The 25,641-nt window shown below is 66.4% G+C and carries 32 protein-coding genes; 18 read left to right on the top strand and 14 right to left on the bottom strand.

Going from position 1 to position 25,641, the window contains the following annotated elements; genetic code table 11:
• Positions 1 to 11: 11 nt before the first annotated feature.
• Genes ABIE57_RS00160 through ABIE57_RS00195 form a run of 8 tightly spaced genes read left to right on the top strand, consistent with a single transcriptional unit; the run spans position 12 to position 5,622 of the window.
• Entirely contained in the window at positions 12 to 983 is a 972-nt protein-coding gene (locus tag ABIE57_RS00160) for a YVTN family beta-propeller repeat protein (protein ID WP_354536957.1), read from the top strand.
• A gap of 26 nt (positions 984 to 1,009) precedes the next feature.
• Complete coding sequence (locus tag ABIE57_RS00165; RefSeq protein WP_354536958.1) at positions 1,010 to 1,471, top strand: cupredoxin domain-containing protein; 462 nt, start codon at positions 1,010 to 1,012, stop codon at positions 1,469 to 1,471.
• A 16-nt stretch (positions 1,472 to 1,487) separates the two neighbouring features.
• Positions 1,488 to 1,748 carry a PepSY domain-containing protein gene (locus ABIE57_RS00170; protein WP_354536959.1) on the top strand — a complete coding sequence of 87 codons (261 nt, stop codon included), beginning with the start codon at positions 1,488 to 1,490 and terminating at the stop codon, positions 1,746 to 1,748.
• Between the two features lie 25 nt (positions 1,749 to 1,773).
• A complete protein-coding gene (locus ABIE57_RS00175) occupies positions 1,774 to 2,742 on the top strand; it encodes an ABC transporter substrate-binding protein (protein WP_454283711.1) in 969 nt (322 codons plus the stop codon).
• Entirely contained in the window at positions 2,732 to 3,484 is a 753-nt protein-coding gene (locus ABIE57_RS00180) for an ABC transporter permease (RefSeq protein ID WP_354536961.1), read from the top strand. The genes ABIE57_RS00175 and ABIE57_RS00180 overlap by 11 nt, the downstream gene beginning before the upstream one ends.
• Positions 3,448 to 4,131, top strand: coding sequence for an ABC transporter ATP-binding protein (locus ABIE57_RS00185; protein WP_354536962.1), 684 nt, complete (start codon positions 3,448 to 3,450; stop codon positions 4,129 to 4,131). Before ABIE57_RS00180 ends, ABIE57_RS00185 begins: the two co-directional genes overlap by 37 nt.
• Positions 4,118 to 4,834, top strand: coding sequence for a lanthanide ABC transporter ATP-binding protein PedB/LutE (locus tag ABIE57_RS00190; protein ID WP_354536963.1), 717 nt, complete (start codon positions 4,118 to 4,120; stop codon positions 4,832 to 4,834). The genes ABIE57_RS00185 and ABIE57_RS00190 overlap by 14 nt, the downstream gene beginning before the upstream one ends.
• Entirely contained in the window at positions 4,831 to 5,622 is a 792-nt protein-coding gene (locus ABIE57_RS00195; RefSeq protein ID WP_354536964.1) for a lanthanide ABC transporter permease protein PedC, read from the top strand. Before ABIE57_RS00190 ends, ABIE57_RS00195 begins: the two co-directional genes overlap by 4 nt.
• 10 nt (positions 5,623 to 5,632) lie before the next feature.
• On the opposite strand, the gene ABIE57_RS00200 is transcribed toward ABIE57_RS00195, so the two are convergent.
• Complete coding sequence (locus ABIE57_RS00200) at positions 5,633 to 5,818, bottom strand: hypothetical protein (RefSeq protein ID WP_354536965.1); 186 nt, start codon at positions 5,816 to 5,818, stop codon at positions 5,633 to 5,635.
• Positions 5,819 to 5,887: 69 nt separating this feature from the next.
• Between ABIE57_RS00200 and ABIE57_RS00205 the strand changes: the two genes are divergently transcribed.
• Positions 5,888 to 7,477, top strand: a complete 1,590-nt coding sequence (locus tag ABIE57_RS00205; RefSeq protein WP_354536966.1) for a sensor histidine kinase — start codon at positions 5,888 to 5,890, stop codon at positions 7,475 to 7,477.
• A gap of 12 nt (positions 7,478 to 7,489) precedes the next feature.
• Here the strand turns inward: ABIE57_RS00205 and pqqE are convergent, their stop codons facing one another.
• The 6 genes from pqqE to ABIE57_RS00235 form a co-directional block, all read right to left on the bottom strand.
• Positions 7,490 to 8,593: a pyrroloquinoline quinone biosynthesis protein PqqE gene (pqqE, locus tag ABIE57_RS00210; protein ID WP_354536967.1), complete on the bottom strand. Its 1,104-nt coding sequence runs from the start codon at positions 8,591 to 8,593 to the stop codon at positions 7,490 to 7,492.
• The gene (gene pqqD, locus ABIE57_RS00215; protein WP_354536968.1) at positions 8,590 to 8,865 is read right to left on the bottom strand and encodes a pyrroloquinoline quinone biosynthesis peptide chaperone PqqD; all 276 of its coding nucleotides are present in this window, start codon (positions 8,863 to 8,865) and stop codon (positions 8,590 to 8,592) included. Before pqqD ends, pqqE begins: the two co-directional genes overlap by 4 nt.
• Complete coding sequence (gene pqqC / locus ABIE57_RS00220) at positions 8,865 to 9,614, bottom strand: pyrroloquinoline-quinone synthase PqqC (RefSeq protein ID WP_354536969.1); 750 nt, start codon at positions 9,612 to 9,614, stop codon at positions 8,865 to 8,867. The genes pqqD and pqqC overlap by 1 nt, the downstream gene beginning before the upstream one ends.
• The gene (gene pqqB, locus ABIE57_RS00225) at positions 9,611 to 10,507 is read right to left on the bottom strand and encodes a pyrroloquinoline quinone biosynthesis protein PqqB (RefSeq protein WP_354536970.1); all 897 of its coding nucleotides are present in this window, start codon (positions 10,505 to 10,507) and stop codon (positions 9,611 to 9,613) included. Before pqqB ends, pqqC begins: the two co-directional genes overlap by 4 nt.
• 24 nt (positions 10,508 to 10,531) lie before the next feature.
• Complete coding sequence (gene pqqA / locus ABIE57_RS00230; protein WP_354536971.1) at positions 10,532 to 10,627, bottom strand: pyrroloquinoline quinone precursor peptide PqqA; 96 nt, start codon at positions 10,625 to 10,627, stop codon at positions 10,532 to 10,534.
• 106 nt (positions 10,628 to 10,733) lie between these two features.
• Positions 10,734 to 11,408 (bottom strand): response regulator transcription factor, encoded by a 675-nt coding sequence (locus tag ABIE57_RS00235; protein ID WP_354536972.1) that lies wholly within the window; start codon positions 11,406 to 11,408, stop codon positions 10,734 to 10,736.
• 114 nt (positions 11,409 to 11,522) lie between these two features.
• Between ABIE57_RS00235 and trpB the strand changes: the two genes are divergently transcribed.
• Positions 11,523 to 12,752: a tryptophan synthase subunit beta gene (trpB, locus tag ABIE57_RS00240; protein ID WP_354536973.1), complete on the top strand. Its 1,230-nt coding sequence runs from the start codon at positions 11,523 to 11,525 to the stop codon at positions 12,750 to 12,752.
• Between the two features lie 6 nt (positions 12,753 to 12,758).
• Here trpB and ABIE57_RS00245 read toward each other — a convergent pair whose 3' ends face one another.
• The 4 genes from ABIE57_RS00245 to pth all read right to left on the bottom strand — a co-directional run bounded on the left by ABIE57_RS00245 (position 12,759) and on the right by pth (position 15,904).
• Complete coding sequence (locus ABIE57_RS00245; RefSeq protein WP_354536974.1) at positions 12,759 to 13,154, bottom strand: carboxymuconolactone decarboxylase family protein; 396 nt, start codon at positions 13,152 to 13,154, stop codon at positions 12,759 to 12,761.
• A gap of 3 nt (positions 13,155 to 13,157) precedes the next feature.
• Entirely contained in the window at positions 13,158 to 13,538 is a 381-nt protein-coding gene (locus ABIE57_RS00250; RefSeq protein ID WP_354536975.1) for a DUF2237 family protein, read from the bottom strand.
• A 63-nt stretch (positions 13,539 to 13,601) separates the two neighbouring features.
• Entirely contained in the window at positions 13,602 to 14,765 is a 1,164-nt protein-coding gene (locus tag ABIE57_RS00255) for a serine hydrolase domain-containing protein (protein WP_354536976.1), read from the bottom strand.
• 452 nt (positions 14,766 to 15,217) lie between these two features.
• Entirely contained in the window at positions 15,218 to 15,904 is a 687-nt protein-coding gene (gene pth / locus ABIE57_RS00260; protein WP_354536977.1) for an aminoacyl-tRNA hydrolase, read from the bottom strand.
• Between the two features lie 74 nt (positions 15,905 to 15,978).
• Between pth and ABIE57_RS00265 the strand changes: the two genes are divergently transcribed.
• Positions 15,979 to 16,659 carry an FkbM family methyltransferase gene (locus ABIE57_RS00265; RefSeq protein WP_354536978.1) on the top strand — a complete coding sequence of 227 codons (681 nt, stop codon included), beginning with the start codon at positions 15,979 to 15,981 and terminating at the stop codon, positions 16,657 to 16,659.
• A 19-nt stretch (positions 16,660 to 16,678) separates the two neighbouring features.
• Here the strand turns inward: ABIE57_RS00265 and speE are convergent, their stop codons facing one another.
• Both speE and speD read right to left on the bottom strand, forming a co-directional pair.
• Positions 16,679 to 17,524 (bottom strand): polyamine aminopropyltransferase, encoded by an 846-nt coding sequence (gene speE / locus ABIE57_RS00270; protein WP_354536979.1) that lies wholly within the window; start codon positions 17,522 to 17,524, stop codon positions 16,679 to 16,681.
• Entirely contained in the window at positions 17,521 to 18,045 is a 525-nt protein-coding gene (gene speD / locus ABIE57_RS00275; RefSeq protein ID WP_354536980.1) for an adenosylmethionine decarboxylase, read from the bottom strand. Before speD ends, speE begins: the two co-directional genes overlap by 4 nt.
• Before the next feature lie 365 nt (positions 18,046 to 18,410).
• On the opposite strand from speD, the gene rplM reads away from it, so the two are divergent.
• The 3 genes from rplM (at position 18,411) to ABIE57_RS00290 (ending at position 20,796) form a co-directional block, all read left to right on the top strand.
• Positions 18,411 to 18,875 carry a 50S ribosomal protein L13 gene (rplM, locus tag ABIE57_RS00280; protein WP_354536981.1) on the top strand — a complete coding sequence of 155 codons (465 nt, stop codon included), beginning with the start codon at positions 18,411 to 18,413 and terminating at the stop codon, positions 18,873 to 18,875.
• Complete coding sequence (rpsI, locus tag ABIE57_RS00285; protein WP_354536982.1) at positions 18,875 to 19,363, top strand: 30S ribosomal protein S9; 489 nt, start codon at positions 18,875 to 18,877, stop codon at positions 19,361 to 19,363. Before rplM ends, rpsI begins: the two co-directional genes overlap by 1 nt.
• A gap of 155 nt (positions 19,364 to 19,518) precedes the next feature.
• Positions 19,519 to 20,796 carry a flavin-containing monooxygenase gene (locus ABIE57_RS00290; RefSeq protein WP_354536983.1) on the top strand — a complete coding sequence of 426 codons (1,278 nt, stop codon included), beginning with the start codon at positions 19,519 to 19,521 and terminating at the stop codon, positions 20,794 to 20,796.
• A 9-nt stretch (positions 20,797 to 20,805) separates the two neighbouring features.
• Here ABIE57_RS00290 and ABIE57_RS00295 read toward each other — a convergent pair whose 3' ends face one another.
• Positions 20,806 to 21,747, bottom strand: coding sequence for a phosphoadenosine phosphosulfate reductase (locus ABIE57_RS00295; RefSeq protein ID WP_354536984.1), 942 nt, complete (start codon positions 21,745 to 21,747; stop codon positions 20,806 to 20,808).
• Positions 21,748 to 21,948: 201 nt separating this feature from the next.
• Between ABIE57_RS00295 and ABIE57_RS00300 the strand changes: the two genes are divergently transcribed.
• The 4 genes from ABIE57_RS00300 to ABIE57_RS00315 are packed head-to-tail and all read left to right on the top strand — an operon-like array spanning position 21,949 to position 25,634.
• On the top strand, positions 21,949 to 22,857 hold the full coding sequence (locus tag ABIE57_RS00300; RefSeq protein WP_354536985.1) for an AAA family ATPase: 909 nt from the start codon (positions 21,949 to 21,951) through the stop codon (positions 22,855 to 22,857).
• Positions 22,858 to 22,862: 5 nt separating this feature from the next.
• Positions 22,863 to 23,417, top strand: a complete 555-nt coding sequence (locus ABIE57_RS00305; RefSeq protein WP_354536986.1) for a hypothetical protein — start codon at positions 22,863 to 22,865, stop codon at positions 23,415 to 23,417.
• The gene (locus ABIE57_RS00310; RefSeq protein ID WP_354536987.1) at positions 23,410 to 24,672 is read left to right on the top strand and encodes a vWA domain-containing protein; all 1,263 of its coding nucleotides are present in this window, start codon (positions 23,410 to 23,412) and stop codon (positions 24,670 to 24,672) included. The genes ABIE57_RS00305 and ABIE57_RS00310 overlap by 8 nt, the downstream gene beginning before the upstream one ends.
• Positions 24,672 to 25,634, top strand: a complete 963-nt coding sequence (locus ABIE57_RS00315; RefSeq protein WP_354536988.1) for an XdhC family protein — start codon at positions 24,672 to 24,674, stop codon at positions 25,632 to 25,634. Before ABIE57_RS00310 ends, ABIE57_RS00315 begins: the two co-directional genes overlap by 1 nt.
• Positions 25,635 to 25,641: the final 7 nt, after the last annotated feature.

Genomic DNA, 25,641 nt, shown 5'->3' on the forward strand with positions numbered 1-25,641 from the left:
CGGAGACGCGCATGAAAACCCTGTTGCTCAGCACCGCCCTTGTGGCCCTTGGCCTGTCCCCGGCGATGGCCGGCAAGGCCTTTGTCTCGAACGAGCGCGGCAATACGATCACCGTGATCGACACCGACACATGGGAGGTGCTGACCGAGTTTGCCGGCGGCAACCGTCCGCGCGGCATCACCGCAAGCCCCGATGGCAAGAAACTCTATGTCTGCGCTTCGGATGACGATCTGGTGCGCGTTTTCGATACCGAAACCTACGAGGAATTGCCCAGCCTTCCCTCGGGGCCGGACCCGGAACTGTTCATCCTCGAAGAGAACGGCAAACGGCTCTACATCGCCAACGAGGACGACAACCTTGTCACCGTGACCGATACCGAGACGCGCACCATCCTCGCGGAGATCCCCGTGGGGGTAGAGCCCGAGGGCATGGGCATCAGCCCCGATGGCAGGTTCGTGGTCAACACCTCCGAGACCACCAACATGGCGCATTTCATCTCGACCGACGATTACGAGATCAAGCACAACGTGCTGGTCGATCAGCGCCCGCGCTACGCGCAATACACGGCCGATGGAACGCGGCTTTATGTGTCATCCGAAATCGGCGGCACGGTGACGGCGATGGATATTGCCCCCGACGGCACACCCACGGTGGTGGGCAAGATCAGTTTCGAGGTGCCGGGCGTGCAGCCCGAATGGCTGCAACCGGTGGGCGTCAAGGTGACAGAGGACGGCTCCCGCGTCTTTGTCGCGCTCGGGCCCGCCAACCGCGTCGCGGTGGTGGATGGCCAGAGCCTTGAGGTGCTGGATTACATCCTCGTGGGGCAGCGCGTCTGGCAGCTCGATTTCACGCCTGACCAGAAATACCTGCTCAGCACAAACGGCAATTCCAACGACATCACCGTGATCGACGTGGCCGCCGAGAAAGCGATCCGCTCGGTGCAGGTGGGGCAGGCCCCCTGGGGCGTCGTGACCATTGACTGACCGACAACCGGAAAGGGAGACGAGAGATGAAAAAGCTTCTGACCGCCTGCGCGCTGGCCCTGCTGGCCGCACCCGCGGTCCCCATGGCCACAACGCCCGCCCATGCCGCGCCGCTCTGCGACAATCTGGGCTTTGCCGGGCTTCTGGCCAAGTGTAACCGGGGCGAGACGATCCACCTCACGCTGGCCTCGGGGCAGCCGCTGGGCGAGGATCAGGTGCTGCAATCGGGGGCCTATTACAAGCTTGAGATCACTGCCGACGGATCGGCGGAACTGGCCGTGTCGGGGCCTGACTTCTTTCGCGCCATCTGGATGAACGAGATCGTCATCAACAGCATCGAAATCCGCCCCATGGCCATCGATTCCATCGAGTTCGACAAGGCGGGCACGGTGGAACTGTCCTTCATCGCCATCAAGCCGGGCCGCCATGTGCTGCGTATCCCCGGCTCGACCGGCGAAAGCCAGCAAGTAACGTTTTCCATCCAGTAACGATGAGGAGTCTGCCATGAAATACCTGATGACACTTGCCCTTGCCGGGCTTTTGGCCGTGCCTGCGTTCGCGGCGCACCAAGACGACCACCCCGATGCCGAGACCATCGCGACGATCGAGGCGCTGCTGGCCGATATGAAATGCCAGATGGACCCCGACGATATCGAACTGGACGATGGCGGCTATGATCTTGACGATGTGATCTGCGAGGGCGGCAAGCAGTTCGACATCAAGCTCAACGCCGATTTCGAGGTGATCGAACAGCGTGAGGAATGATCCGGGCCACGCGCGGGCAGGGGGGCTGCGGCCCTCCCGCCGCCTGTTTCTGGGCCTGCCGTTTCTGCTCGGCTGGCCCGCATTTGCGCAGGAGCGGCCCGTGATCCGCGCCGCCGTGCTGCAAATCGGCACGGTGAACTGGGAATTGCAGACCATCCTGCGCGAGGGGCTGGACGCAAAACACGGCTTTCACCTCGAGGTGCAGGGCTATGCCGACGGCACCGCCGCGCATCTGGCGGTGGAGGGGGGTGCCGCCGATCTGGCGGTGAGCGACATGATCTGGCTCTCGCGGCAGCGGGTGGCGGGGCGCGATTATGTGATGATCCCCTATTCGCGCGCCGTGGGCGGGCTTGTCGTGCCGGGGGACAGCACGGCGCAGGGGCTGGCGGACTTGCGCGGCACCAAGATCGGCATTGCGGGCGGGCCGCTCGACAAGTCATGGCTGATCTTGCGCGCCTATGCGCAGGCGCAATACGGCATGGATTTGCAGGCCGAGACCGAACAGGTCTATGGCGCGCCGCCGCTCATCTACAAATCCGCCCTGCGCGGCGGCTATGGGGGGGCGGTGAATTTCTGGCATTTCCTGGCGCGGATGCGCGCGGGCGGGATGCGTGATCTGGTCTCGGTGGCGCAGGCGGCGGGCGCGCTCGGGCTTGACCCCGAGACCCCGCTGATCGGCTACTACCTCAAGGAAAGCTATCTTGCCGCCCATCCCGGTCTTGCGCAGGCATTCTACGATGCCAGCCGCGAGGCCAAGGATATTCTGGCCCGCTCGGATGCGGCATGGCAGGCGCTGCGGCCCCTGATGGGCGCGCCCGAGGATGCCGAATTCGCCGCCTTGCGCGCGGGCTGGCTGGCGGGTGTGCCACGGCGCGGGCCGGTGGACCCGGCAGGCGCGCGCGCGATGCTGGCGCTGATGGCAGAGCTGGGCGGCGCGGCCCTGATGGGGCCGCTGCGCGATCTGCCCGAGGGGCTTTTCGCCGATGTCGAATGATGCGCGGGGCACCACCGCGCTCTCGCTCGCGGCGCTTGTCGGTCTCTGGGTCATCGCCGCGCTGCTGACGGCGGATGCGCAGATCCTTCCCGCGCCCTGGGATCTGGTGGCACCTTTCGTGCAGGAATTGCGCTCGGGCGCGTTGCTGCACCATCTCGGCGCGACGCTCGGCCGGGTGGCCGCGGCCTTCGTGCTGGCGATGGGGATCGGCGTGGCGCTTGGCCTTTTGATGGGGCGCTCGGCGCGCGCCGACCGCTGGCTCGATCCGTGGCTGGTGGTGTTTCTCAACCTGCCCGCGCTGGTGGTGATCGTGCTGTGCTATCTCTGGATCGGCCTCACGGAGGTGGCCGCCATCCTTGCCGTCAGCCTCAACAAGATCCCCAATGTGGCCACCCTGCTGCGCGAGGGTGCGCGCGCGCTCAGCCCCGATCTCGATGCCATGGCGCGGGTCTATGCGATGCCCGCGCGCACGCGACTGCGCCATGTCATCCTGCCGCAGCTTGCGCCCTATGTCGCGGGCGCTGCGCGCTCGGGCGTGGCACTCATATGGAAGATCGTGCTGGTGGTGGAATTCCTTGGCCGCTCCAACGGCATAGGCTTTCAGATCCACATGTATTTCCAGCTTTTCGACGTGGCGATGGTGCTGGTCTATGCGCTGTCGTTCATCGCCGTGATGCTGGCGGTGGAATGGCGCGTGTTGCAACCATGGGAGGCGCGCGTGCGGCGCTGGCGCACGGCATGACCGATGTGGCGATCCGTGCCAAGGCGTTTGGCGGCACCCCGGTGCTGGGGCCGGTGGCGTTTTCCATCGCGGCGGGCGAGGTGGTGGCCATCCTCGGGCCGTCGGGGATCGGCAAATCCACGCTTTTGCGGATCGTGGCCGGGATCGACCGCGATTACGAGGGGGAGGTGACCCGCCCCGACCGCCTTGCCATGGTGTTTCAGGAGCCGGTGCTTCTGCCGTGGCGCTCGGCGCGTGACAATCTGCGGCTGGTCCATCCGGGTCTGAGCGAGAGCGACGCAGAGGCGGCGCTTGACCGCGTCGGGCTGGGCGACAAGGCGGCGGCCTTTCCGGGGCAGCTCTCGCTTGGGCAGCAACGGCGGCTGGCGCTGGCGCGCGCCTTTGCCGGGCGGCCCGAATTGCTGATCCTCGATGAGCCGTTCGTGTCGCTCGACGCGGCCACCGCCGAGGCGATGCTCGCCCTCACCGAGAGCCTGATCGCCGAAGCGCGGCCCGCCACGCTTCTGGTCACCCATTCCGAGACTGAGGCGGCGCGGCTGGCCACGCGCATCCTGCGCCTCTCGGGGCGACCTGCGACCCTTGCGGGGGACGCAACGCCGGGGCAGGGTGGGACGAATGAGACGGGGGAGGGGCATGGCCGAGCTTGAGGTCAGCGGGTTGCGCTATCGCTACGGTGCGAAGCAGGCGCTTGACGGGGTGGGGTTTGCCCTGCCGCGCGGCACCTTCTGCGCGCTTCTCGGCCCCAATGGCGCGGGCAAGTCGACGCTTGTTTCGCTGCTCACCCGGCTTCTGGTCGCGCCCGAGGGGCGCATCACCATCGCCGGGCACGATCTGCAAACGGCCCCGCGCCGCGCCGTTGGCGCGCTTGGCGTGGTGTTTCAGCAACCGACCCTCGATCTCAGCCTGACCGTGCGGCAGAACATGGCCTATTTCGCCGCCCTGCACGGCCTGCCGCGCAAGGGCCTCGATGCGCGCATCGACGCGGCGCTGGCGCGGCTTGCGATGGCCGAGCGTGCGCAGGAGAAGGTCGGCGCGCTCAATGGCGGGCACCGGCGGCGGATGGAACTGGCGCGCGCGCTGCTGCATGAGCCGCGCGTCCTGCTTCTGGACGAGCCGACCGTGGGGCTTGACGCCGCCGCGCGCGCCTCCATCGTGGCGCAGGTGCATGATCTGGCGGACGAGGGGCTTTCGGTGCTCTGGACCACGCATCTGACCGACGAGGTGCGCGACAGCGACCGGCTTCTGGTGCTGCATCAGGGGCGTATCCTGGCCGATGGGGTGACGCGGGACATACGGGGCGGGCAGCCGCTGGCCGAGTGGTTCCTGACGCACACGGAGGCCGTGACATGAGCGCGTATCTCGGTGTCATGCGCGCGATCATGGCGCGCGAATTCCTGCGTTTCGTGCATCAGCGCGAGCGGTTTCTGGCGGCCCTTGTGCGCCCGCTGGTGTGGCTGGTGGTCTTTGCCGCCGGGTTCCGGGCCGCACTCGGCCTCTCGATCATCCCGCCCTACCAGACCTATATCACCTACGAGACCTATATCGTGCCGGGGCTCTGCGCGATGGTGCTGCTTTTCAACGGCATGCAAAGCTCGCTCAGCCTTGTCTATGACCGCGAGATGGGGTCGATGCGGCTCTTGCTCACCAGCCCCTTTCCGCGCGGCTGGCTGCTTTTCTGCCGCCTGCTCGGGGCGACATTGATTTCGGTGCTTCAGGTCTATGCCTTTCTGGGCGCGGCGGCGCTTTTCGGCGTCACCCTGCCGGGCTGGGGCTATGTCGCCGTCTTGCCCGCGCTCATTCCCGCCGGGCTGATGCTGGGGGCGCTCGGGCTGGTTCTGTCGAGCTTCATCAAGCAGTTGGAGAATTTCGCGGGGGTGATGAATTTCGTCATCTTCCCGATGTTTTTCCTCTCCTCGGCGCTCTACCCGCTCTGGCGCATGGCCGAAAGCTCGGAAATCCTGCACGATATCAGCGCCGCCAACCCGTTCACCCACGCGGTCGAACTCATTCGGTTTGCGGCCTATCTGCAATTGAATTCGGGCGCTCTCTTGTGGGTTCTGGGCTGGGCCACGGCGCTCGGGGCGCTGGCGATCTGGGCCTATGATCCGGGCCGCGCGCTCATGCGGCGCAAGGGGTAGCGGCGATGGCTCAGGTGAGGGCCCGGCAGCGCCAGCGGTTGATGCGCAATTCCGGGTGCAACTCGCTCCAGCGGGCAAGTTCGGGCTGGGCTGCGGCCATGCAGCGCGCGGGCGTCATATCCCCGAATATCAGCCGTTGTTCGTTGCACTCCGTCGGGTTGACGGACAGACAGGCGATGAAAAGCAATTCGACCATGGCGAGACTTCTTCTTTCGATGACCAAAAGCCTAGCGCGTGGCGCGTCAAAGTCACCCCCGGCGCGTCGATGTCGCGGGCGGTCATGACGGGGCGCGCCACCTCGCTCAAGGCGCGGCTCGGGATCGGGGCGGCGATCCTTGGCGGGCTGACGCTCTTGGCCGCCGCGATCTTTTACATCGGCCTCATGCGCGTGGCCGACAGGCTTGATGCGGCGCTTGGCACCGAGGCGCGGCTGGCGCGCTACTCGACCCTCTCGCGCGAGGTGTCGACCTTTCTCGTGATCGCCACCGAAACGGTGCAGTCGGGCCAGCCGCCGGACGTGCGCGCCGAGCGGCTGGAGCCGGTGGCCGCGACGCTGGGGCGGACCTTCGCCTTGCTGCGCGGCGATCTGGAACGGGCGGTGGCGTTGGCCGAGGGGCTGGATGCGCAATCGCGGCAGGCCACGCAATCGCTGGGGCTGGCGCGGATGGAGGCGCTTTTGCAAAGCACGCTGGCCGCGCTGCGCTCGGAGGAGGGGGACGTGGCCACGCTGCGCGCCCATCTCGACACCTTCGCGGGCCGCTTCGATCCCTTGCTCAATCAGGCGGTGCAGGCCGAGGTGCTCTTTCGCAACGAGGCGCTGGCGGGCATCGACAGGTTGCGGCGCGCCCTCAGCCTTGCGGCGGTGATCATCGGCGGGCTGAGCCTGCCGCTGGTGGCGGGGTTCTACCTGTTGCTCATCCGCCCGCAATTCCGCCGTCTTGACCGGCTGCGCGCGGCGGCGCGCGAGATCGGGCAGGAGAATTTCGCCGTCACCCTGCCCGAGGGCGCGGGCGACGAGATCGGCCAGCTTTATTCCGAAACGGGGCGCATGGCGCGCGCGCTGGCGCTGCGGCGCGACGAGGTGCGCAGCGAATGGGCGCGCCTCAACGAGACCATCGCCGCGCGCACCGAGGCATTGCGCGCCGCCAACATGCGGCTCGAAGAGGTGGACGGGAACCGCCGCCGGTTCTTCGCCGATATCAGCCATGAATTGCGCACGCCGCTCACCGTGATCCTGACCGAGGCGCAGATCGGCCGGCAGCAAAGCGCGGGTGAGGCACGCGCGGCCTTTGCCACCATCGAGGCGCGCGCGGCGCGGCTCAACCGGAGGATTGACGATCTGTTGCGCGTGGCCCGTTCCGACAGCGGGCAACTGGCGCTTGATCCGATGGCGGTGCCGCTCGCGCGCATCGCATCGGAGGCGGTGGCCGAAATGCGCGCCGAGATCGACACGGCGGGGCTGGTGCTCGATCTGGGCCCGGTGCCCGAGGGCGCGGTGATCTGTGATGCGAACTGGGCGCGGCAGGTGGTGGTGGGGCTGATGCGCAACGCGATCCGCCATGCGCGGGACGGCGGGCGCCTGGCGCTGCGCGGGATGGCGGAGGGGGGTCGCGCGGGGCTGTCGGTGATCGACAATGGCCCCGGCATCGCGCCAGAGGATCAGGCGCGCGTTCTGGAACGGTTCGCGCGCGGGGAGCGCGGGCGCGCCGAGGGGTTCGGCATCGGGCTGGCGCTGGCGCGGTGGGTGGTCGAGGCGGAAGGCGGCGAGATGCGGCTTGGAAGCCCCGTGCCAGAGGCCGAGGCGCTTGGCGATGCGCCGGGGCTGTGCATCACCGTGCTTTGGCCGCAGGGGTGACGCGCGCTCGCGCTACACCGCGCCCTCCCGCTCGGGCATCCGGCGATAGACCAGCGGGGCCTCGGCATCGGCGGCATAATCCACCGCCTGCGCACGGATGCGCGCATGATGGGGGGATTTGCCGCAGACCGGATCGGTCGCCGCCGCATCCCCCACCAGCGCCATCGCCTGACAGCGGCAGCCGCCGAAATCGACCTCGCGGCGTTCGCAGCTTTGACAGGGCTCCTGCATCCAGCCGGTGCCGCGATAGGCGTTGAAGGCGGCACCCTCATACCATATCTCGCGCAGGGGCCGGTCGGTCACGCGGTCGAACACCAGATGCGGGATGGTCTGCGCCGCGTGACAGGGCAGCACCAGCCCCTCGGGTGTCACGTTGAGGCCGGTCGTGCCCCAGCCGCCCATGCAGCGCTTGGGGAGGTCCTCGTGATAATCGGCGGGCACATAGTCGATCACCAGCCGCCCCTTGAGCCGCGCGCGCGCCTCCGTGACGATGCGCGTCGCCTCGCGCGCCTGATCAAGCGTCGGCATGAGCGCGGCGCGGTTCTCGATCGCCCAGCCGTGAAACTGCACGGTGGCCACCTCCATCCGCCGCGCGCCCATCTCGAGCGCCATGTCGATGGCGCGGGGCAACTGGTGCAGGTTGCGCCGGTGCAGCACCGCGTTGAGCGTCAGCGGAAAGCCCACCTCTGCCACCCATCCGGCCACCTGCATCTTGCGCGCAAAGCCGCCGCGATAGCCGCCGATCTCGTCGGCGGTGGCCGGGTCGGTGCCCTGAAGCGACAGTTGCACATGATCGAGGCCCGCCGCGTCCAGTTCGCGCAAGCGCCGCTCGGTCAGGCCGATGCCGGAGGTGATCAGGTTGACATAAAGCCCCGCTTGCCGCGCCGCCGCGACCAGATCGACCAGATCGCGGCGCGAGGCAGGCTCGCCCCCCGAAAGGTGAAGCTGCAACACGCCCAGATCGGCGGCCTGCCGAAAGATGTCGGCCCAGGTGGCGGTGTCCATCTCGCGCTCCTGCCGCGTCAATTCCAGCGGGTTCGAGCAATAGGGGCAAGCCAGCGGGCAACGATGCGTGACCTCGGCCAGCATGGCGATGGGGGGGCGCACGGTGCTCATGGCCGCACGTCCAGAAAACGGCGCGCGCGCAAGGCGTCGAGAAAGCCCGCGCTGTCCTCGGCGATCTGCGTGGCGGGCGCGTTATAGCGGTCGGCCAGCGTCTGCGTGATCTCGCCGAAGCTGCGCGCTCCATCGACTTCACTGAGGATCGCGTGACCGGTGGCGTCAAGCGTGATCGCGCGTTCGGGCGCGAGGAGCACCCAGGCCTCGCGCACCCGGTCGAAATGCAGCCGCACGCCGCGCGGCAGGGCGGGGATCTCCTCGGGGGCCATCACGCGGCCCTCTCGGACAGCAGCCCCTCGCCGGGCTGCCAGGCACCGGGCGGGATTTCGGCGGGGGTGACATAGGCGTGATGCAGCGCGTCAAGCTGGGCCCAAAGGACATCGGTCTTGAATTCGAGGGCTGCGGCGGCGGCGTCCTGCTTCTCGGCGGTGTCGGCATGGTCGAGCACCCAGGCGAGACCAAAGGCCACGTCCTTCGGGGCCTCGGTCAGCCGTTTGCGGAAATAGGACAGGGCGGCATCATCGGCGAAAGCGTAATTGGCCAGCAGCCCCTCGATCCGCTCGGCATGGATTTTCGGCGCGAAAAGCTCGGTCAGCGAGGCGGCGACGGCCTCGAGCAGCGGGCGTTCGCGCACGAAGCGCGTGTAGGCATCGCAGGCATAGCGCGTGGCGGGCAGCACGCCCTTGCGGGAGGCCACGTAATCGGGGTCGAGCCCCACCGCCTCGGCCAGCCGGAGCCAGCGGCGGATACCGCCCTCATTCCCGGCGGTGCCATCGTGATCCTCGATCCGCGAGCGCCAGATGCGGCGCAACTCCGGGTCTTCCACCCGGCTCATGAAGGCCGCGTCCTTCATCGGGATGGTATGCTGATAGTAATAGCGGTTGATCACCCAGGCGCGCACCTGATCGGGGGTGCAGCCGCCACCGTGCAGCAGCTTGTGAAACGGGTGGCGGTCGTGATAGCGGTCCGCGCCGATCTGGCGCAGCCGTGCCTCGAAGGCCTCGCGTGATGCGGTCATGGTGTGATCTCCAGTCCGTCCTGTCCGATGATCCAGCCCGCCGCCTCGGCCTCGGCGCGCTCATCCGAATCCGGGCGATGCACCGGGTTGGTGTTGTTCATGTGCACGAAGACCTTTTGCGCGATGCCGAGACCGGCCATGGCGGCGATGGAGCCGCCCGGTCCGCTCATCGACATGTGGCCCATGCGCGCGCCGGTCTTGTGGCCCAGCCCCGCGCGGATCATCTCGTCATCGCGCCAGAGCGTGCCGTCGAAGAACAGAAGGTCCGCGCCCCGGATGCGCGCGGCAAGCTCTGCGTTGAGGCCCGCGCAGCCGGGAATGTAATAGACCCGCTTGTCCGATGCCAGAAGCTCAACCCCCACGGTCTGTTCGCCCATGAGATCGGTCACCACCTCACCCGCCTCCATATAGAGCGGCACCTTGCCCGGAACGGGAAATAGCCGCGCCGAGACGCCGGGCACCAGTTCGAACGCCTCTTCCAGCGCGATGGCGCGGCGCGGCACCAGATCGCGGTTGACCGCATCGAAGATCGGGTTGGCGTCGAGCACCTCGTGGATGCCGGGCGTGGCAAAGAGCGTGAAGGGTTGCGATTCCCGCAGCGTGAGCAGGCCGGCTACATGGTCGATATCGCCATTGGTCAGCAGCACCGTAGTCAGGGGCAACTCGCGCAGCCCCGAAGGTTGGAGAGACCGGGCCTGCGTGAGTTGCTCCCTGATGTCGGGAGAGGCATTGAGAATTGCCCATGACCCATCCCCACCCGAAAGGGCAAGCGAGGATTGCGTCAGTTTGGGGATATCACCGGACCGCGCCAGATTGCAATTGATACAACCGCAATTCCACTGCGGCAGTCCACCGCCAGCGGCAGCCCCGAGAATACGCGCGCGGAATGTCATCTGTCACCCCGCGCGGTCAGGGTCTCAGAACAGGACGCCGTCGTCGTCTGCGCCGGGTCCATACATGTTGATTTCCATGCCGCATTCCAGTTCGCGGATGGTCGGTTTGGTCCATGCCATGACAATTCCCTCCTCAAGATTTGCGTGTCGGACGTAGCAAACTTGCCACATGGGGCGCGTGGGGGCGACTCTTAATTTATAAGACCGATACAGACTTTGGTCGGGATCAGGGGGTGGCGGTCTGTGCGGCCAGCCCCTCGATGACGAAGCCCTGATTGCGAATTGTCCTGATTTCAAACCCGAAATCGCCCTCGGTCAGCTTCTTGCGCAGATAGCCGATATAGACATCGACGACGTTCTCGCTGGCCGATCCCTCTGCCGCCCAGAGCGCCTCGAAGATGGCGTGGCGGGGCAGGGGGGCGGTGCCGTGCGCCATGAGCAGCCGCAAGAGCGCGTATTCGCGCTCGGTCAGCACCACCTCAGCGGTGCCGCGCACCAGCCTGCGGTCGGGCAAGAGCCGCGCGGGCTGTTGCCGCTCGGCGCGCCGTTCCTGCACCCGCAGCCGCGCCACCAGCTCATCGAGCGAGAAGGGCTTGACCACGTAATCATCCGCCCCCGCCTCCAGCCCCGCCGCGCGATGCTCCACATCCGCAAGCGCCGAGAGCATGAGAATGGGCAGGGATGCACCGCGCGCCCGCGCCGCGCGCACCAGATCGAGGCCGCTGTCAGCCCCCAGCATCACATCGACGATGGCGCAGGCAAACCGGCCCGAGCACAGCCGCTCGAGCGCGCGCGCCGCGCGATTTTCGGCCTCGGCCCCGTAACCGTGAAGCCGCAAGCCCCGGATCAGGGCAGAGGTGATCTCGGGATCGTCCTCGACGATGAGCAATGGCGTGGTCATGGCGCGACCCTAGCCGATTTTCGCGGCACTTCCACCGCTATCGACGCGCGCGCGCCTTGCCCTCGGGCGCGCTGCGCACTAGGACGGTCAGAACCAGCAAGGGGGGCGCGATCCATGGCCAATGACCTGTTCAATTCCTTCATGACCGGCCCTGACGAGAAGGGCCGGTTCGGCGATTTCGGCGGGCGGTTCGTGTCGGAGACACTGATGCCGCTCATCCTTGAATTGGAAGAGCGCTACGAGCACGCCAAGACCGACCCCGAGTTCTGGGCCGAGATGGACTATCTATGGAAGCATTACGTGGGCCGTCCCAGCCCGCTCTACTTCGCCGAGCGGCTGACCGAGCGGCTGGGGGGCGCGCGCATCTACATGAAGCGCGACGAGTTGAACCATACCGGCGCGCACAAGATCAACAACGTTCTGGGCCAGATCATCCTTGCCCGCCGCATGGGCAAGCGCCGCATCATCGCCGAGACGGGTGCAGGCCAGCACGGGGTGGCCACCGCCACGGTCTGCGCCAAATTCGGGCTGCAATGCGTGGTCTACATGGGTGCGCATGATGTCGAACGGCAGGCGCCCAACGTGTTCCGGATGCGCCTTCTGGGGGCCGAGGTGATCCCGGTGACCTCGGGACGTGGCACCTTGAAGGATGCGATGAACGATGCGTTGCGCGATTGGGTCACGAATGTGCGCGACACGTTCTATTGCATCGGCACGGTGGCGGGCCCGCACCCCTACCCGGCGATGGTGCGTGATTTCCAGGCGATCATCGGCAAGGAAACCCGCGAGCAGATGCAGGAGGCCGAGGGCCGTCTGCCCGACACATTGGTCGCGGCCATTGGTGGCGGCTCAAACGCGATGGGGCTGTTCTATCCCTTCCTCGATGACAAGGAGGTGGCGATCATCGGGGTCGAGGCCGGCGGCCACGGTGTCGATGACCGGATGGAGCATTGCGCGTCATTGACCGGCGGGCGGCCCGGTGTGCTGCATGGCAATCGCACCTATCTCTTGCAGGACGATGACGGTCAGATCCTTGAAGGGCACTCGATCTCGGCGGGGCTTGATTATCCCGGCATCGGCCCCGAGCATAGCTGGCTGCACGAGACGGGCCGCGCCAAATATGTCTCTATCACCGACAAGGAGGCGCTGGAGGCGTTCCAGCTTTGCTGTGCGATGGAGGGGATCATCCCGGCGCTGGAGCCGTCCCATGCGCTGGCCCATGTGATGAAGATCGCGCCCACCCTGCCGGGCGATCACCTGCTGGTGATGAACATGTGCGGTCGCGGCGACAAGGACATCTTTACCGTCGCCAAGCATCTGGGAACCGAAATCAACACGGGCTGAGCCGGGTCAGGCCTTGAACGCCTCGTCCACCGGCACTTGCAGCGCGGTGGCGAGTGCGTTCGTTTGCGCGGCCATGCCGATCACGGACAGAAGCTCGCCATGTTGTTCGGGCGTCATGCCCTTGGCGCGGGCCGCTGCCGTGTGGGAGTGGGCGCAGTAGTCACAGCCATTGGCGACCGAGACGGCGATATAGAGCAATTCCTTGGTCAACGGGTCGAGCGCGCCGGGGGCCATCACCGCCTTGAGCCGGTCCCATGTGGCGCGCAACAGCGCCGGGTCATGGGCCAGCGCGCGCCAGAAATTGTTGATGAAATCCGAGCCGCGCGCGGCGCGGATATCGTCGAGCACCGCGCGCGCCTCGGCGCTCATCTCCGCATCCGACAAAAGCGGGACCGTGGCCATCGCTCAGACCTCCGCCGCGTGTTCGCGCAGGACCGCAAGCGGCACGATGTCGAGCGCGCGGGCATGGGTCGCGGCCAGATCGACCTTCGGCGCGCAGCCCTCGTCATGGGCCTGAAGAAAGCGGCCCGCGCACAGGCACCAGCGGTCGCCGGGCTTCAGCCCCGGAAAGCGGGACTCGGGGTGCGGCGTGCTGAGGTCATTGCCGACATATTTGGAGAAGGCCAGAAACTCGGCGGTCATCACCGCGCAGACCGTGTGGCTGCCGGTATCCTCGGCGCAGGTATTGCAATGCCCGTCGCGGAAGAAGCCTGTGACCGGGGCGGAAGAGCAGGGCGCAAGCGTGCCGCCCAGCACGTTTTCCGATGGAACCATCCTGATGCTCATGTGCGCGCCTCCTTGTTGATCCCCTCTCACTATAAGGCGGGGCGGGGCGGGGGCAAGCGCGCCTCAGAGTGCGGCGGCGATCCGGCGCAGGATGTCGATGTTGCCCTCCGTCACCGCAGGCGCGCGAAAGCCCCGGTCGGCAGAGGTCACGACGATGACCGCATCGCGCACGCGGTCGATGTAGATGTATTGTCCGTAAATGCCGTGGCCGAACACCTCGCCCGCGCGCGCATCCGACGGCATCCACCATTGATAGCCGTATTGCAGCTTGCCCGGTTCGGTGGGCGCGCTCGGGGTGGTCGAGGCGGCGATCCAGTCCTCGGGCACGATCTGCACCCCGCCATGGCGCCCCATCCGCGCGACCATCAGGCCAAAGCGCGCATAATCCCGCGTGGTCAGGTTCAGCCCGCCAAGGGCAAAGGCCACCCCCTCGCCATCGGTGAGAAAATAGGGCTCTGCCTCGAAGCCCAAGGGCACGATGAGCTTTTCCGACATGAGACCGGGCAGCGCGCGCCCGGTGGCACCGCGCAGGACCATGGCCAGCACATGCGTGTCGATCGAGACATAGTGCCAGCGCGTGCCGGGCGGGGCGGCGCGGGCGGTCAGAGAGGCGGCAAACCCGTCCATCGTCCCGCCAAGGGCCAGCACCCGGCCCATGCGGTTGATGTCGGAGTTGTAATCGAGATAATCCTCGTCGAACTCCACACCGCTGGTCATCTGCAAAAGGTGGCGAATGGTTGTCCCCTCATAGACGCTGCCCGCCAGCATGGGCGCATAGGCCGTCACCGGATCGTCGAGCGAGGCGATATGGCCCTCGGCAACGGCGATGCCGAAGAGCGCGGACAGAAAGCTTTTGGCCACCGACCAGCTTATGCGCCGGTCCTCGGGGCCGGTGCCCCGGTGATAGCTTTCGTGCACGATGCGGCCTTCGTGCAGCACCAGAAGCGAGGTGACGGCGCGGCGCTCGATCCAGTCGGCCACGCCGTCGGGCAGGCTCATCGCCGTGCCCTGCGGCAGGTCCGAGACCGGCCCCGCGCCGCGCGGCACCGGCACGCTGAGAAAGGCGCGGTCCATGTTCGAGAAATTCGAGACGATCCGCCCCTCGTCAAAGAGCGTGTTCACCGCCATGAGGCGCGTGATCTCCTCGCGCTTCCACAGGCCCACGACCAGTGCCGCGAGCACAAGCGCCAGAACGATCCGGATCAGCCATTTCAAACCTGCGCGCATGTTCCGTCCTCCCTGTCGCCCGACAGGAGCCAACGGCGCAGGCAAAATCAAGGGTGACGCGACGGCGTTTCCGGGCAGGGGGGCAGGGACTTCGGCTAGTGTTCGACACCTGATACAACGTGTTCGATACTGCACGGGGAACGTTACTGGCCTGAAGCGAACGGTGGTGGAGTCGCGCGTCGACGGGCCGCGGTGCGGCGATCCAACGTTCGTTTGGCAGCACTTTATCTCGCCAAATCCGAAAAACCTCATGGCACGGCGCAGGTGGCAGCCAAATCGCCGTGCCGGGGGGCGGCCCGGCGATGCGCGGCGGCGCGTTCCGCGCCTTGATTCCGCGCAAGGGGCCTGCGCCCTGAATGCCCCTTCAAGCCGGTTGCGACGTGGCACCCAACCTCATTGCGCAGAATGGCAGGCCGGATCATAATGGGGCAACAAAAGTCAGGTGTCGAACACTAGCGAAACCGGTCCATGAGTTTCCGGAGCGCGCTGCGGGCATCCTCTTCGGGCGCATCCGGCGCGGGCGCGGACTTGGTTTCGGCTTCGGGCCTGGGCCGGGTCTTTTCGGGCTTTGCCGGCGCCATGCGTTGCGCCACTGCGGTCTGAAACCGATCGGGCTTGTCCTTGGCCAGCCACGGCGCGCCCTCGGCGAGGCCGCGCATCAGGTCGTCGAGCCACGCGGCATCCGCCTTGGCAAAATCCTGCAACACATACCCCGCCACCCGGTCCTTGTGCCCCGGATGACCGATGCCAAGGCGCACGCGCTGGAACTCGGCCCCGATATGGGCCGTGATCGAGCGAAGCCCGTTATGGCCCGCGTGCCCGCCGCCGCGCTTGACGCGCAGCTTGGCCGGGGCAAGGTCAAGCTCGTCATGAAAGACGGTCACGCCCTCGGGCGCGATCTTGTAGAAACGCGCGGCCTCTCCGACCGATTGCCCCGAAAGGTTCATGAAGGTCTCGGGCTTGAGCAGGATCACCTTTTCGCCGTCCAGAACGCCCTCGCTCACCTGTCCCTGAAATTTGGCCCGCCACGGACCAAAGCCATGCGCCCCGGCGATGGCATCCACGGCCATGAACCCGATATTGTGGCGGTTGCCCGCATATTTCGCGCCCGGATTGCCAAGCCCGACATAGAGTTGCATTGCCCGCGTCCCCGTTCTTTGATGTGGATGGTCTAGGGGTTTGGCCGCGCGGAATCAACGGCAAGGGGCAGGGCATGGCAGAGTATGAGATCGACGGGCTGCGCCTCGAGGTGCCCGAGGCCCTTCTGAACGAGCGCATCCACGCCAAGCTTGCCTCGGGCGGGTATGAGGCGCACGAGGCGCAGGCCGCCGCGATGCGGCTCAAGCCGCGCCACCGCGTGCTCGAACTCGGGTCTGGCATCGGCTATATCGCCTCGGTCTGCGCGCGGGTGGTGGGGCCGCAGAATGTCACCACGGTCGAGGCCAACCCCGTGATGCTGCCGGTCATCCGCGCCAATCTGGAGCGTAACGGATTTGGCGCGGTGACGCTTGTGCATGGGGCTGTGGGGGGCATGACGGGGGGCGCGGCACCGCTGGCCTTTGACGCCGCGCGCAGCTTCTGGGCCGCGCGCATCGCCGATGAGAGGGCGCGGCCCGAGACACTGGCCGAGGTGCCGCATCTGGGGCTGGGTGATCTTTTGACCCGTGGGCGCCCGCATGTGGTGATCATGGATATCGAGGGGGCCGAGGCGCATCTCTTTGACGCGCCGTGGCCCGAGCATGTGCGCCATGTGATGATGGAGCTGCATCCGGGCCGCTATGGCGACACGGTGATCAAGCGCATCGTCGATTGCATGTCCGCATCCCACCTGACCTACGATCCCGGCCCGTCGCGCGGGCGCATCCTGTGTTTTCGCCGGGTGCGGGGGGAATAGGTGTCCCGCGTCGCGGAATTCAGGGCAGAAGGCGCGCGACGTATCCCGGCAGGGCAAAGGCGGCGCTGTGGACCTCGGGGGTGTAGTAATCCGTGGCGATCCCGGCGGCGTCGAACCGGCCTTGGAGGACGTCAGGCGGCGTGGCCCGCGCCGGGCCATCGGTGCCCCAGCCAAAGGCCATCGGGCCCCCGGCATAGGTGGGAATGGTGGCCAGATAGCAGGTGGCATCGACGAAAAGCGCGCGAAAGGCGCGCATCGTGTTTGTCAGTTCATCCCCTTGCAGGAAGGGCACGCCGTTTTGCGTGACAAGAATGCCGTCAGGCGCCAGCGCGCGCTTGGCATGGCCATAGAACGTGTCGGTAAAGAGCACCTCGCCGGGGCCGACCGGATCGGTCGAATCGACGATGATCACGTCATAGCCGGCCGTGGTCCGGCGGATGAACGCGGCCCCGTCGGCGATGACCAATTCAAGGCGGGGATCGTCAAACGCCCCCGCGCTCAGCATCGGCAGGTATTCCTTCGAGAACTCCACCACGCCCGCGTCGATTTCGACCATGGTGACATGCTCGACCGTTGTGTGGCGCAGGACCTCGCGGGCCATGCCGCCGTCACCGCCGCCGATGATCAGCACGCGGCGCGCCGCGCCATGGGCGAGGATCGGCACATGGGTGAGCATCTCGTGATAGATGAAATTGTCGCCCTCGGTGACCTGCACCACATCATCCAGCGTCAGCACCCGGCCAAAGGTGCCGTTCTCGAACACCTTCAGCCGCTGATGGTCGGTCTCGCTGTCATAAAGCATCTTTCCCACGCGAAGCGATTGCGCGTAGTCGGGATGCAGGGGCTCGCGCAGCCAGCCGCTCATGCCGCGATCCCGGCCTCAAGCACGACACCCTCGCCGCGCAACAGCTCCTTGACGCGGACATCCGAGGTCCCGAAGGCGGCTTTCAGCACGTCCACGGCAAGCCATGGTTTTGCCTCGCCGCACATGAAGACGTCGAACGCGCCATAGCCGATCTCGGGCCAGGTGTGGACCGAGATGTGGCTTTCGGCGAGCACGGCCACGCCCGACACGCCCTGCGGGTTGAATTTGTGGGTGTGGATGTGCAGCAGCGTGGCACCACACGTCTCCACGCAGTCGCGGAAGGCCTTCTGGATACGCGCCTCGTCATCGAGCCCGTGGCCATTCACCACCTCGATGATCAGATGGGTGCCCGCGAACACGGCACCGTCGCGCCGGATGAAATGATCATCGCGGCCCTCGTCCATCACGTCGCGGGGCAAAATGGTGTGGTCGTTCGCGGGGGTGTTCCCGCGTGCGGTGTCTTCCTCTTGGGCGCCTGTCTCCAGACCGATCCCCAGTTGGAAGAGGCTGGCGTCCTTCATGGCGCTCCCCTTCGTTCCAGCAGATTGAATCCAGTCGGTCCCTTAGCGCCCCCCCGGAAGACATCCGAAGTTGGGATCGGTCCCGATCAAGTGAGGGGGCAGATAGGGGCAGGGGACGAGTCGCGCAAGCGGTTTTTGCTGCAACTGCGAGAATTTCATGGAACCGATACCCGATTGTGATGTTCCGGGGGTGCGAAATGTTGGGGTATTATGATACCTAATTTGTAAGACATTGATTTTGTGTCATTATGCTGGAACATTCACCGTTGACGTGCCAAATCTTACGCGTATAACCCGCCCATCACCGGACCGGACCGCGTGCCCGGACCGCCCGAACTGGAACAACAACAAGGTTCTGCCAAAAAATGAAGACGTTTTCCATAAAACCGGCAGATATCGACAAGAAATGGATCCTGATCGACGCCGAAGGCGTGGTTCTGGGCCGTCTCGCCTCGATCATCGCCACGCGCCTTCGCGGCAAGCACAAGGCCACCTTTACCCCGCATATGGACATGGGTGACAATGTCATCGTGATCAATGCCGACAAGGTGCAGCTGACCGGCAACAAGCGCGAGAAGCCCAATTACTGGCATACCGGCCATCCCGGAGGGATCAAGAGCCGCACCACCGGCGAGATCCTCGAGGGCAAGCACCCCGAGCGCGTGGTCACGCAGGCCGTCAAGCGGATGCTGCCCGGCAACCGCCTGTCGCGCACGCAGATGACCAATCTGCGCGTCTATGCCGGCGCCGAGCATCCCCATGAGGCGCAAAGCCCCGAAGTGCTCGATGTGAAATCCATGAACAGCAAGAATACGCGGGTGGCCTACTGATGAGCGACACGATCAAAACCCTCGAAGGTCTCGAATCCGTGGCCGGCGGTGCGAGTGCCGCCGTCGCCATGGCCGCCCCGCGCGAACCCGAGCGCGATGCGCTTGGCCGCGCCTATGCCACCGGCAAGCGCAAGGATGCGGTCGCCCGCGTCTGGATCAAGCCCGGCTCGGGCAAGGTTGTCGTCAACGGCAAGCCGATCAACGAGTATTTCGCGCGCCCCGTGCTCCAGATGATCCTCAAGCAGCCCTTCACCGTGTCGGGCACCGAAGGCCAGTTCGACGTGATGGCGACCGTCAAGGGCGGTGGTCTTTCGGGTCAGGCGGGGGCCGTCAAGCATGGCGTGTCCAAGGCACTTCAGCTTTATGATCCCAGCCTGCGCGCCGCGCTCAAGGCCGCCGGATTCCTCACCCGCGACAGCCGCGTGGTGGAACGCAAGAAATACGGCAAGGCCAAGGCGCGCAAGAGCTTCCAGTTCTCCAAGCGCTGAGCTTTCCGGACAGAAAGAGCACAGGGCCGCCCGTTCGGGTGGCCCTTTTGCGTCTGGCTTAGCCGCGCCCTAGCCAAGGCTTCACGATTGGCAGGTTTCGGTCACGGGTTTCCCGGTCTAGTCTGCCCCGGACGCAGGCGAAGAAGGGCAGCACGATGGAGCGGACGGACACGGTTGTTGTGGGTGGCGGACAGGCGGGGATCGCCATGAGCGAGCATCTCGGACGCCTGGGCATCGCGCATGTGGTGCTCGAGCGTGCCCGCATCGCCGAGCGTTGGCGCTCGGCCCGCTGGGACAGTCTGGTGGCCAATGGCCCGGCCTGGCATGACCGGTTTCCGGGGATGGAATTTCCCGGCCCGTCGGGGGCGTTCCCCGCCAAGGAGCGGGTTGCCGATTACTTCGTCGACTATGCGCGCATGCTGAACGCGCCGATCCGCGAAGGCGTGGAGGTGCGGCGCGTCACGCGCCGCAAGGGCGCGCGCGGTTTCCGGGTCGAGACCTCCGAGGGCGTCATCGAGGCGTTGAACGTGGTCGCCGCCACCGGCCCGTTCCAGCGCCCGGTGATCCCGCCCCTGGTGCCCGAAAGCGCGCCGGTCCACCAACTCCACTCCGCTGACTATCGCAACCCCGATCACCTGCCCGCGGGCGCGGTCCTGGTGGTGGGCGCGGGCTCGTCCGGGGCACAGATCGCCGAAGAGTTGATGGCGGCGGGGCGCAAGGTGTTCCTCTCGGTCGGGCCCCATGGCCGCCCGCCGCGCCGCTATCGCGGGCGCGACAACGTCTGGTGGCTCGGGGTTCTGGGCAAGTGGGACATGGACACCCCCGGCCCCGGCACCGAACACGTGACCATCGCCGTGAGCGGCGCGGGCGGCGGCAGGACCGTCGATTTCCGCCGCCTCGCGCAGCGCGGCATGGTGCTGGTCGGGCGCACCGCTGGCTTTGAGGGGGGCACCATGCGGTTTGATGGCGATCTCAAGCAGACCCTCGATGCGGGCGATGCCGATTACCTCTCGATGCTCGACGCGGCCGATGCCTTTGCCGCCGCCAACGGGCTTGACCTGCCCGAGGAACCCGAGGCGCGGCTCATCCCGGAGGACCCCGATTGCGTGCGCGCGCCGCTCCGAAGCCTCGATCTTGCAGCCGAGGGCGTGGGCACGATCCTGTGGGCCACGGGCTATGGGCTCGATTACGGATGGCTTGACATCGACACGTTCGACGACCGTGGCCGCCCGATCCACAGCCGTGGCGTGAGCCCCGAGCGCGGGCTCTACTTCGTCGGCCTGCCCTGGCAGACGCGGCGCGGCTCGTCCTTTATCTGGGGGGTCTGGCATGATGCCGGATTCATCGCCGACCAGATCGCCATCCAGCGCGGCTACATGGCGCGCCACGACGCCGAGAGCGGCGACATGCGCGACGTCTCCAGCCCGATTTAGCCTGTCGCGTTAGCCCCCGGCGCCTTGCAGGCGCGCTTCGGCGAGGTGCATCGCCTTGCGGAACCGCGGTCCGCCCACCCGCCGGGTGAGCGCGTTGCGACAATGCATCACGGTAAGGTGGTCGCGCTGATCGGTCATGAGGCGGCGCAGCAGGTTGAACAGATAGGGCGTATCCTCGCGCCGCCCCCGCCACAGCCGCGCAAGGCTCAGTTCCGACAGCTTGCCCGCACTCAACTGTGCCAGCAGGCGCGCGATCATCCCCATGCGCGCCAGCCGCTCCTCGATGTCATAGCCCATGTGGCGCGTGCGGAACCGCAAGACGTTGGCGCGGTTGAAAAGCGCCGAATGCATCGCGTCAAGCTCCACCTCGGGGTCGTAGAGCAGCACCGCATTCGCGGCGGCGTCGAGCATGTCGGGCGCATAGCCGTACCGGTCGGTGAAGGAGGTCCGCCGCATGGTCACATAGCGGTCGTCCCATTCGGTCACGCGCGGATCGAGCGTCGCCTGCGGGCGCAGCATCAGCACCCGCGCCCCCGGTGCTGCCACCGAAAACGCCGCCGCTGCATAGCCGCAGGCACCCGCGCCGTAAAAGATCACCTCGTCGTAGCCGTCAAAGAACCCGTCGTCGACGAGCCGGTCGAAATAGCCATAGACACGGGCGTCGCGGAACCATGTCTCGCCCTCGCTCAGAAGGCACAGATGTGACCAGCCAAGCGCCTCCATCATCGTCCAGCCAAGCGGCTGACCGAGGTCCGAGGTCACTTCGAGCCGCTCGAAATTCTCGAAACTCACCAGCAGCACCGGCTTGCGCTCGATCAGCAGGGCGGCGTGCCGCTCACCCAGCGGCTGGCAATAGCCCGCCTCGCCGGCAAGCTCCCCGGCCCGCCCGAGCCAGTCCTGCCAGTCCAGACCGGAAAGATCGGCCTCGAAAATGTCGCTGCTGTCCTGCATCCGCTCGTCGCCCTTCGTGCCGTGTGCCGTGCTGCCTCTGCGGGTCTGTGCCCGTGCTTGCGGCTCAAACTGCCGGTCGAATGGGGCGAAACTTTGGAGAAAGCAGGGGCATTTGCGACCAAGGTGGCAAGCGCGCGCCCTTGACCCGCACGCCCCCGCCATGCAGTCCTGTGCGGGGCAACAGGACAGAGGCGGACCGAGGTGCACAAACCCACATCCATCGACGGCGTGCAGGAGATGCTGGGCGCGCAAGGCTATGTCTGCGGGCGCGCGCTCGGCACGGTGACGTATCTGGCGTTGACGCTTGGCCGCCCGCTCTTTCTGGAGGGCGAGGCGGGCACCGGCAAGACCGAGATTGCCAAGGCGCTCAGCCTTGCCCTCGGCCGACGCCTCATCCGCCTGCAATGCTACGAGGGGCTCGATGCGGCCACGGCCGTCTATGAATGGAACTTTGCCGAGCAGATGATCGCCATCCGCACCGCCGAGGCGGCGGGCGGGGTGGATCGCACCCATCTCAAGAACGAACTCTTCACCGAGGAATTTCTGATCGAGCGTCCGCTTCTTCAGGCCATGCGCCCGCAACCCGGCGGCGCGCCGGTGCTGCTCATCGACGAGATCGACCGCACCGACGAGCCGTTCGAGGCGTTTCTTCTGGAGGCGCTCAGCGACTATCAGGTGACGATCCCCGAGCTTGGCACGATCATCGCCCCCGAGCCGCCCATCGTCATCCTGACCTCGAACCGCACCCGCGAGGTGCATGATGCGCTCAAGCGCCGCTGCCTCTATCATTGGGTCGATTATCCCGATTTCACCCGCGAGATCGAGATCCTGCGCGCCCGCGCGCCGGAGGCCTCCGAGCGCCTCAGCCGCGAGGTGGTGGCCTTCGTCCAGCGCCTGCGCACCGAGGACCTCTTCAAGAAACCCGGTGTGGCCGAGACGATCGACTGGGCCAAATGCCTGCTGGCGCTCGACGTGGTCGCGCTCTCGCCCGAGGTGATCGCCGATACGCTTGGCGCGGTGCTGAAATATCAGGACGACATCGCGCGGTTGCAGGGGTCGGAGACCAAGCGGCTTCTGGACGAGGCGCGCGCGGGGCTGGAGGCGGGATAATGCACTTGGCTGGAAAAACTCTTCTAAGCAAAGCAACAATACTCACAGCGCGTAGTTTAATGGCTTTGTCTACTGCAATAACTATCGTGCTCTGGTTCGACATGGATGTGACGGGATTTACTATTCTTGGGATTGATCCGGGACAAAAACTTGATGAAGGCACAATTAGCGTATTGGTATTTCTTTCCATAAGTCTTGTTGTGAACTGGGTAAGCGATGTGACCTCGAATGGAATGTTCAGTTTGTTTTCTGGAGTGAAGCCAATATCAGAAATGTGCGATATCACGATTGAGCGTTCCTATATCGCACAGATAAAAGAACGTGTTGGTGTTCTGGAGGGGCTTGTGGCAAAATTTCAAGTCGATAATTCGGATGCTGAGCTGATGCGAATTGTCAAGTTAATCAATAGTAACGTGAACGAGATTCTGACGGGCATGGATGAACTTGACAAATCTGGATGGTGGTTCTCTCTTTACGCCCGCTTCTATGTGGTTGGTTGGTATTTAGCAGTTCCACTAGGTATGGCCGCATTCGCTACTTTTCTTTTGTATCATGCCTAAATTGCCCTCTCTCGATCTGCCGGACGATCCCAAACTCACCCATAACATCACCCATTTCGCGCGCGCGCTCAGGGCGGCGGGCCTGCCCGTCGGCCCCGGTCGGGTGATCGACGCGGTGCGCGCGGTGGCCGCCGTGGGCTTCACGAGCCGCGCGGATTTCTTCTATACCCTGCGCGCCTGTCTTGTGACGCGGCCCGAGCATCTGGTTGTTTTCGCGCAAGTGTTCCGGCTCTACTGGCGCGATCCGCGCTATATGGAGCATATGATGGCGATGATGCTGCCCGCTATTCGCGGCGTGCAGGAGGATCGCGCCGCCGCCCCCGCCGAGAAACGCGCCGCCGAGGCGCTGCTGGACGGCGTGGACCGCGCCCCGCCCGAGACCGGCGAGGACGCGCCGGGCGAGGAGGTGGTGATCGAGATCGACGCCACCGCCACCATGTCGCGCGAGGAGCGTCTCCGGCGGCTCGATTTCGAGCAGATGTCCAATGCCGAGATGGCAGAGGCCAAGCGGATGCTGGCGCGCCTCACGCTGCCCGTGCGCCCGCTGCCGTCGCGGCGCGGCATGGCCGATCCGCACGGGTGCCGGCTCGATGCGCGCGCGACGATCCGCGCGGCACTGCGGCGGGGCGGAGAGATGCGCCGCCTGCACCGCAAGGCCCCGCGCGAGCGCTGGCCCAACCTGGTGGTGCTTTGCGATATTTCCGGCTCCATGAGCCAATACAGCCGAATGGTTTTGCATTTTCTCCATGCCGTTGCCAATGCCAAGGGGGCGGGCTGGTCGAAGGTTCATGCCTTCACCTTCGGCACGCGGCTCACGAACATCACCCGGCATCTGGCCACGCGCGACGTGGATGCGGCGCTGGCGGCGGCGGGGCGTGAGGCGCAGGACTGGGAGGGTGGCACGCGCATCGGGGCCTCGCTGCATGCCTTCAACCGCGACTGGTCGCGCCGGGTGATGGGCGCGGGCGCGGTGGTGCTCTTGATCACCGACGGTCTTGACCGCGAGGAGGCGGGGCAGTTGGCACATGAGATGGAGCGGCTGCATCTCTCGGCGCGGCGGCTCATCTGGCTCAACCCGCTTCTGCGGTGGGAGGGGTTCGCCCCCAAGGCGGCAGGCATCCGCGCGATGCTGCCGCATGTGGACGCCTTCCGCGCGGGCCATTCCATCGCCACGCTCGAGGCGCTTGCCGAGGCGCTCTCGCGCGGCGAGGATGGCGGCGAGAAGGCGCGGCTGATGGCCGCGATGGGGGGATGATGGACCGGTTCGACGACATACCCGAGACGGCGCTGGCCTGGCACCGGGCGGGCAAGGGCGCGGCGCTGGCCACCGTGGTCGAGACATGGGGCAGCGCGCCGCGCCGTGTGGGCAGTCAGTTGGCGATTTCCGGCGCGGGCGAGATCGCCGGTTCGGTCTCGGGCGGCTGTGTCGAGGGCGCGGTGGTGGTCGAGGCGCTCGATGCCATGGCGGCGGGCAGGCCGGTGATGCTGCAATACGGCGTCTCGGACGGCGATGCCTTTGCCGTGGGGCTTGCCTGTGGCGGCACGATACGGGTGCTGGTGGAGCCGGTGGGCAGCGTCCTGCCCGAGGCGCTCCTGGCCGATCTGGTGGCGGCGCGGGCGGCGCGCGAGGCCGTGGCCTATGTCACCGGGCCGGCGGGACGCAGGCTGGAGCGGGCGGGTCATGAAGACCGCTTTCGCATGGATCGCTCGGGGTTGCTGGAGGATGGCGAGACGTTTGTCGCCATCCATAACCCGCCTTTGCGCCTGATCGTCGTCGGCGCGGTGCATATCGCGCAAGCCCTGGTGCCGATGGCGCGGACCCTGGGCTATGATCCGGTGGTGATCGACCCGCGCGAGAGCTTTGCCAGCCCGGCGCGCTTTCCCGGCACGCGGCTCATTGCGGACTGGCCCGACGAGGCGGTGGCGGCGCTGGGGTTGGACGGGCGCACGGGCCTTGTCCTGCTGACGCATGATCCCAAGCTTGACGATCCGGCGCTGATGCAGGGTTTGCGCTCGGACGTGTTCTATATCGGCGCGCTCGGCTCGACGCGCACCCATGCCAAGCGGGTGGCGCGGCTGCATGAGGCGGGGTTTTCCGAGGCCGAGATCGCGCGCATCCATGGCCCTGTCGGGCTTGATATCGGGGCGGCGGGACCTGCGGAGATCGCGGTCAGCATCCTCGCCGAGATGACGCGGGTGCTGAGGCGGGGCGGATGAGGTTTGA

It is taken from the genome of Roseovarius sp. MBR-6, from assembly GCF_040547525.1.
In the GTDB taxonomy this organism is placed as follows: domain Bacteria; phylum Pseudomonadota; class Alphaproteobacteria; order Rhodobacterales; family Rhodobacteraceae; genus Roseovarius.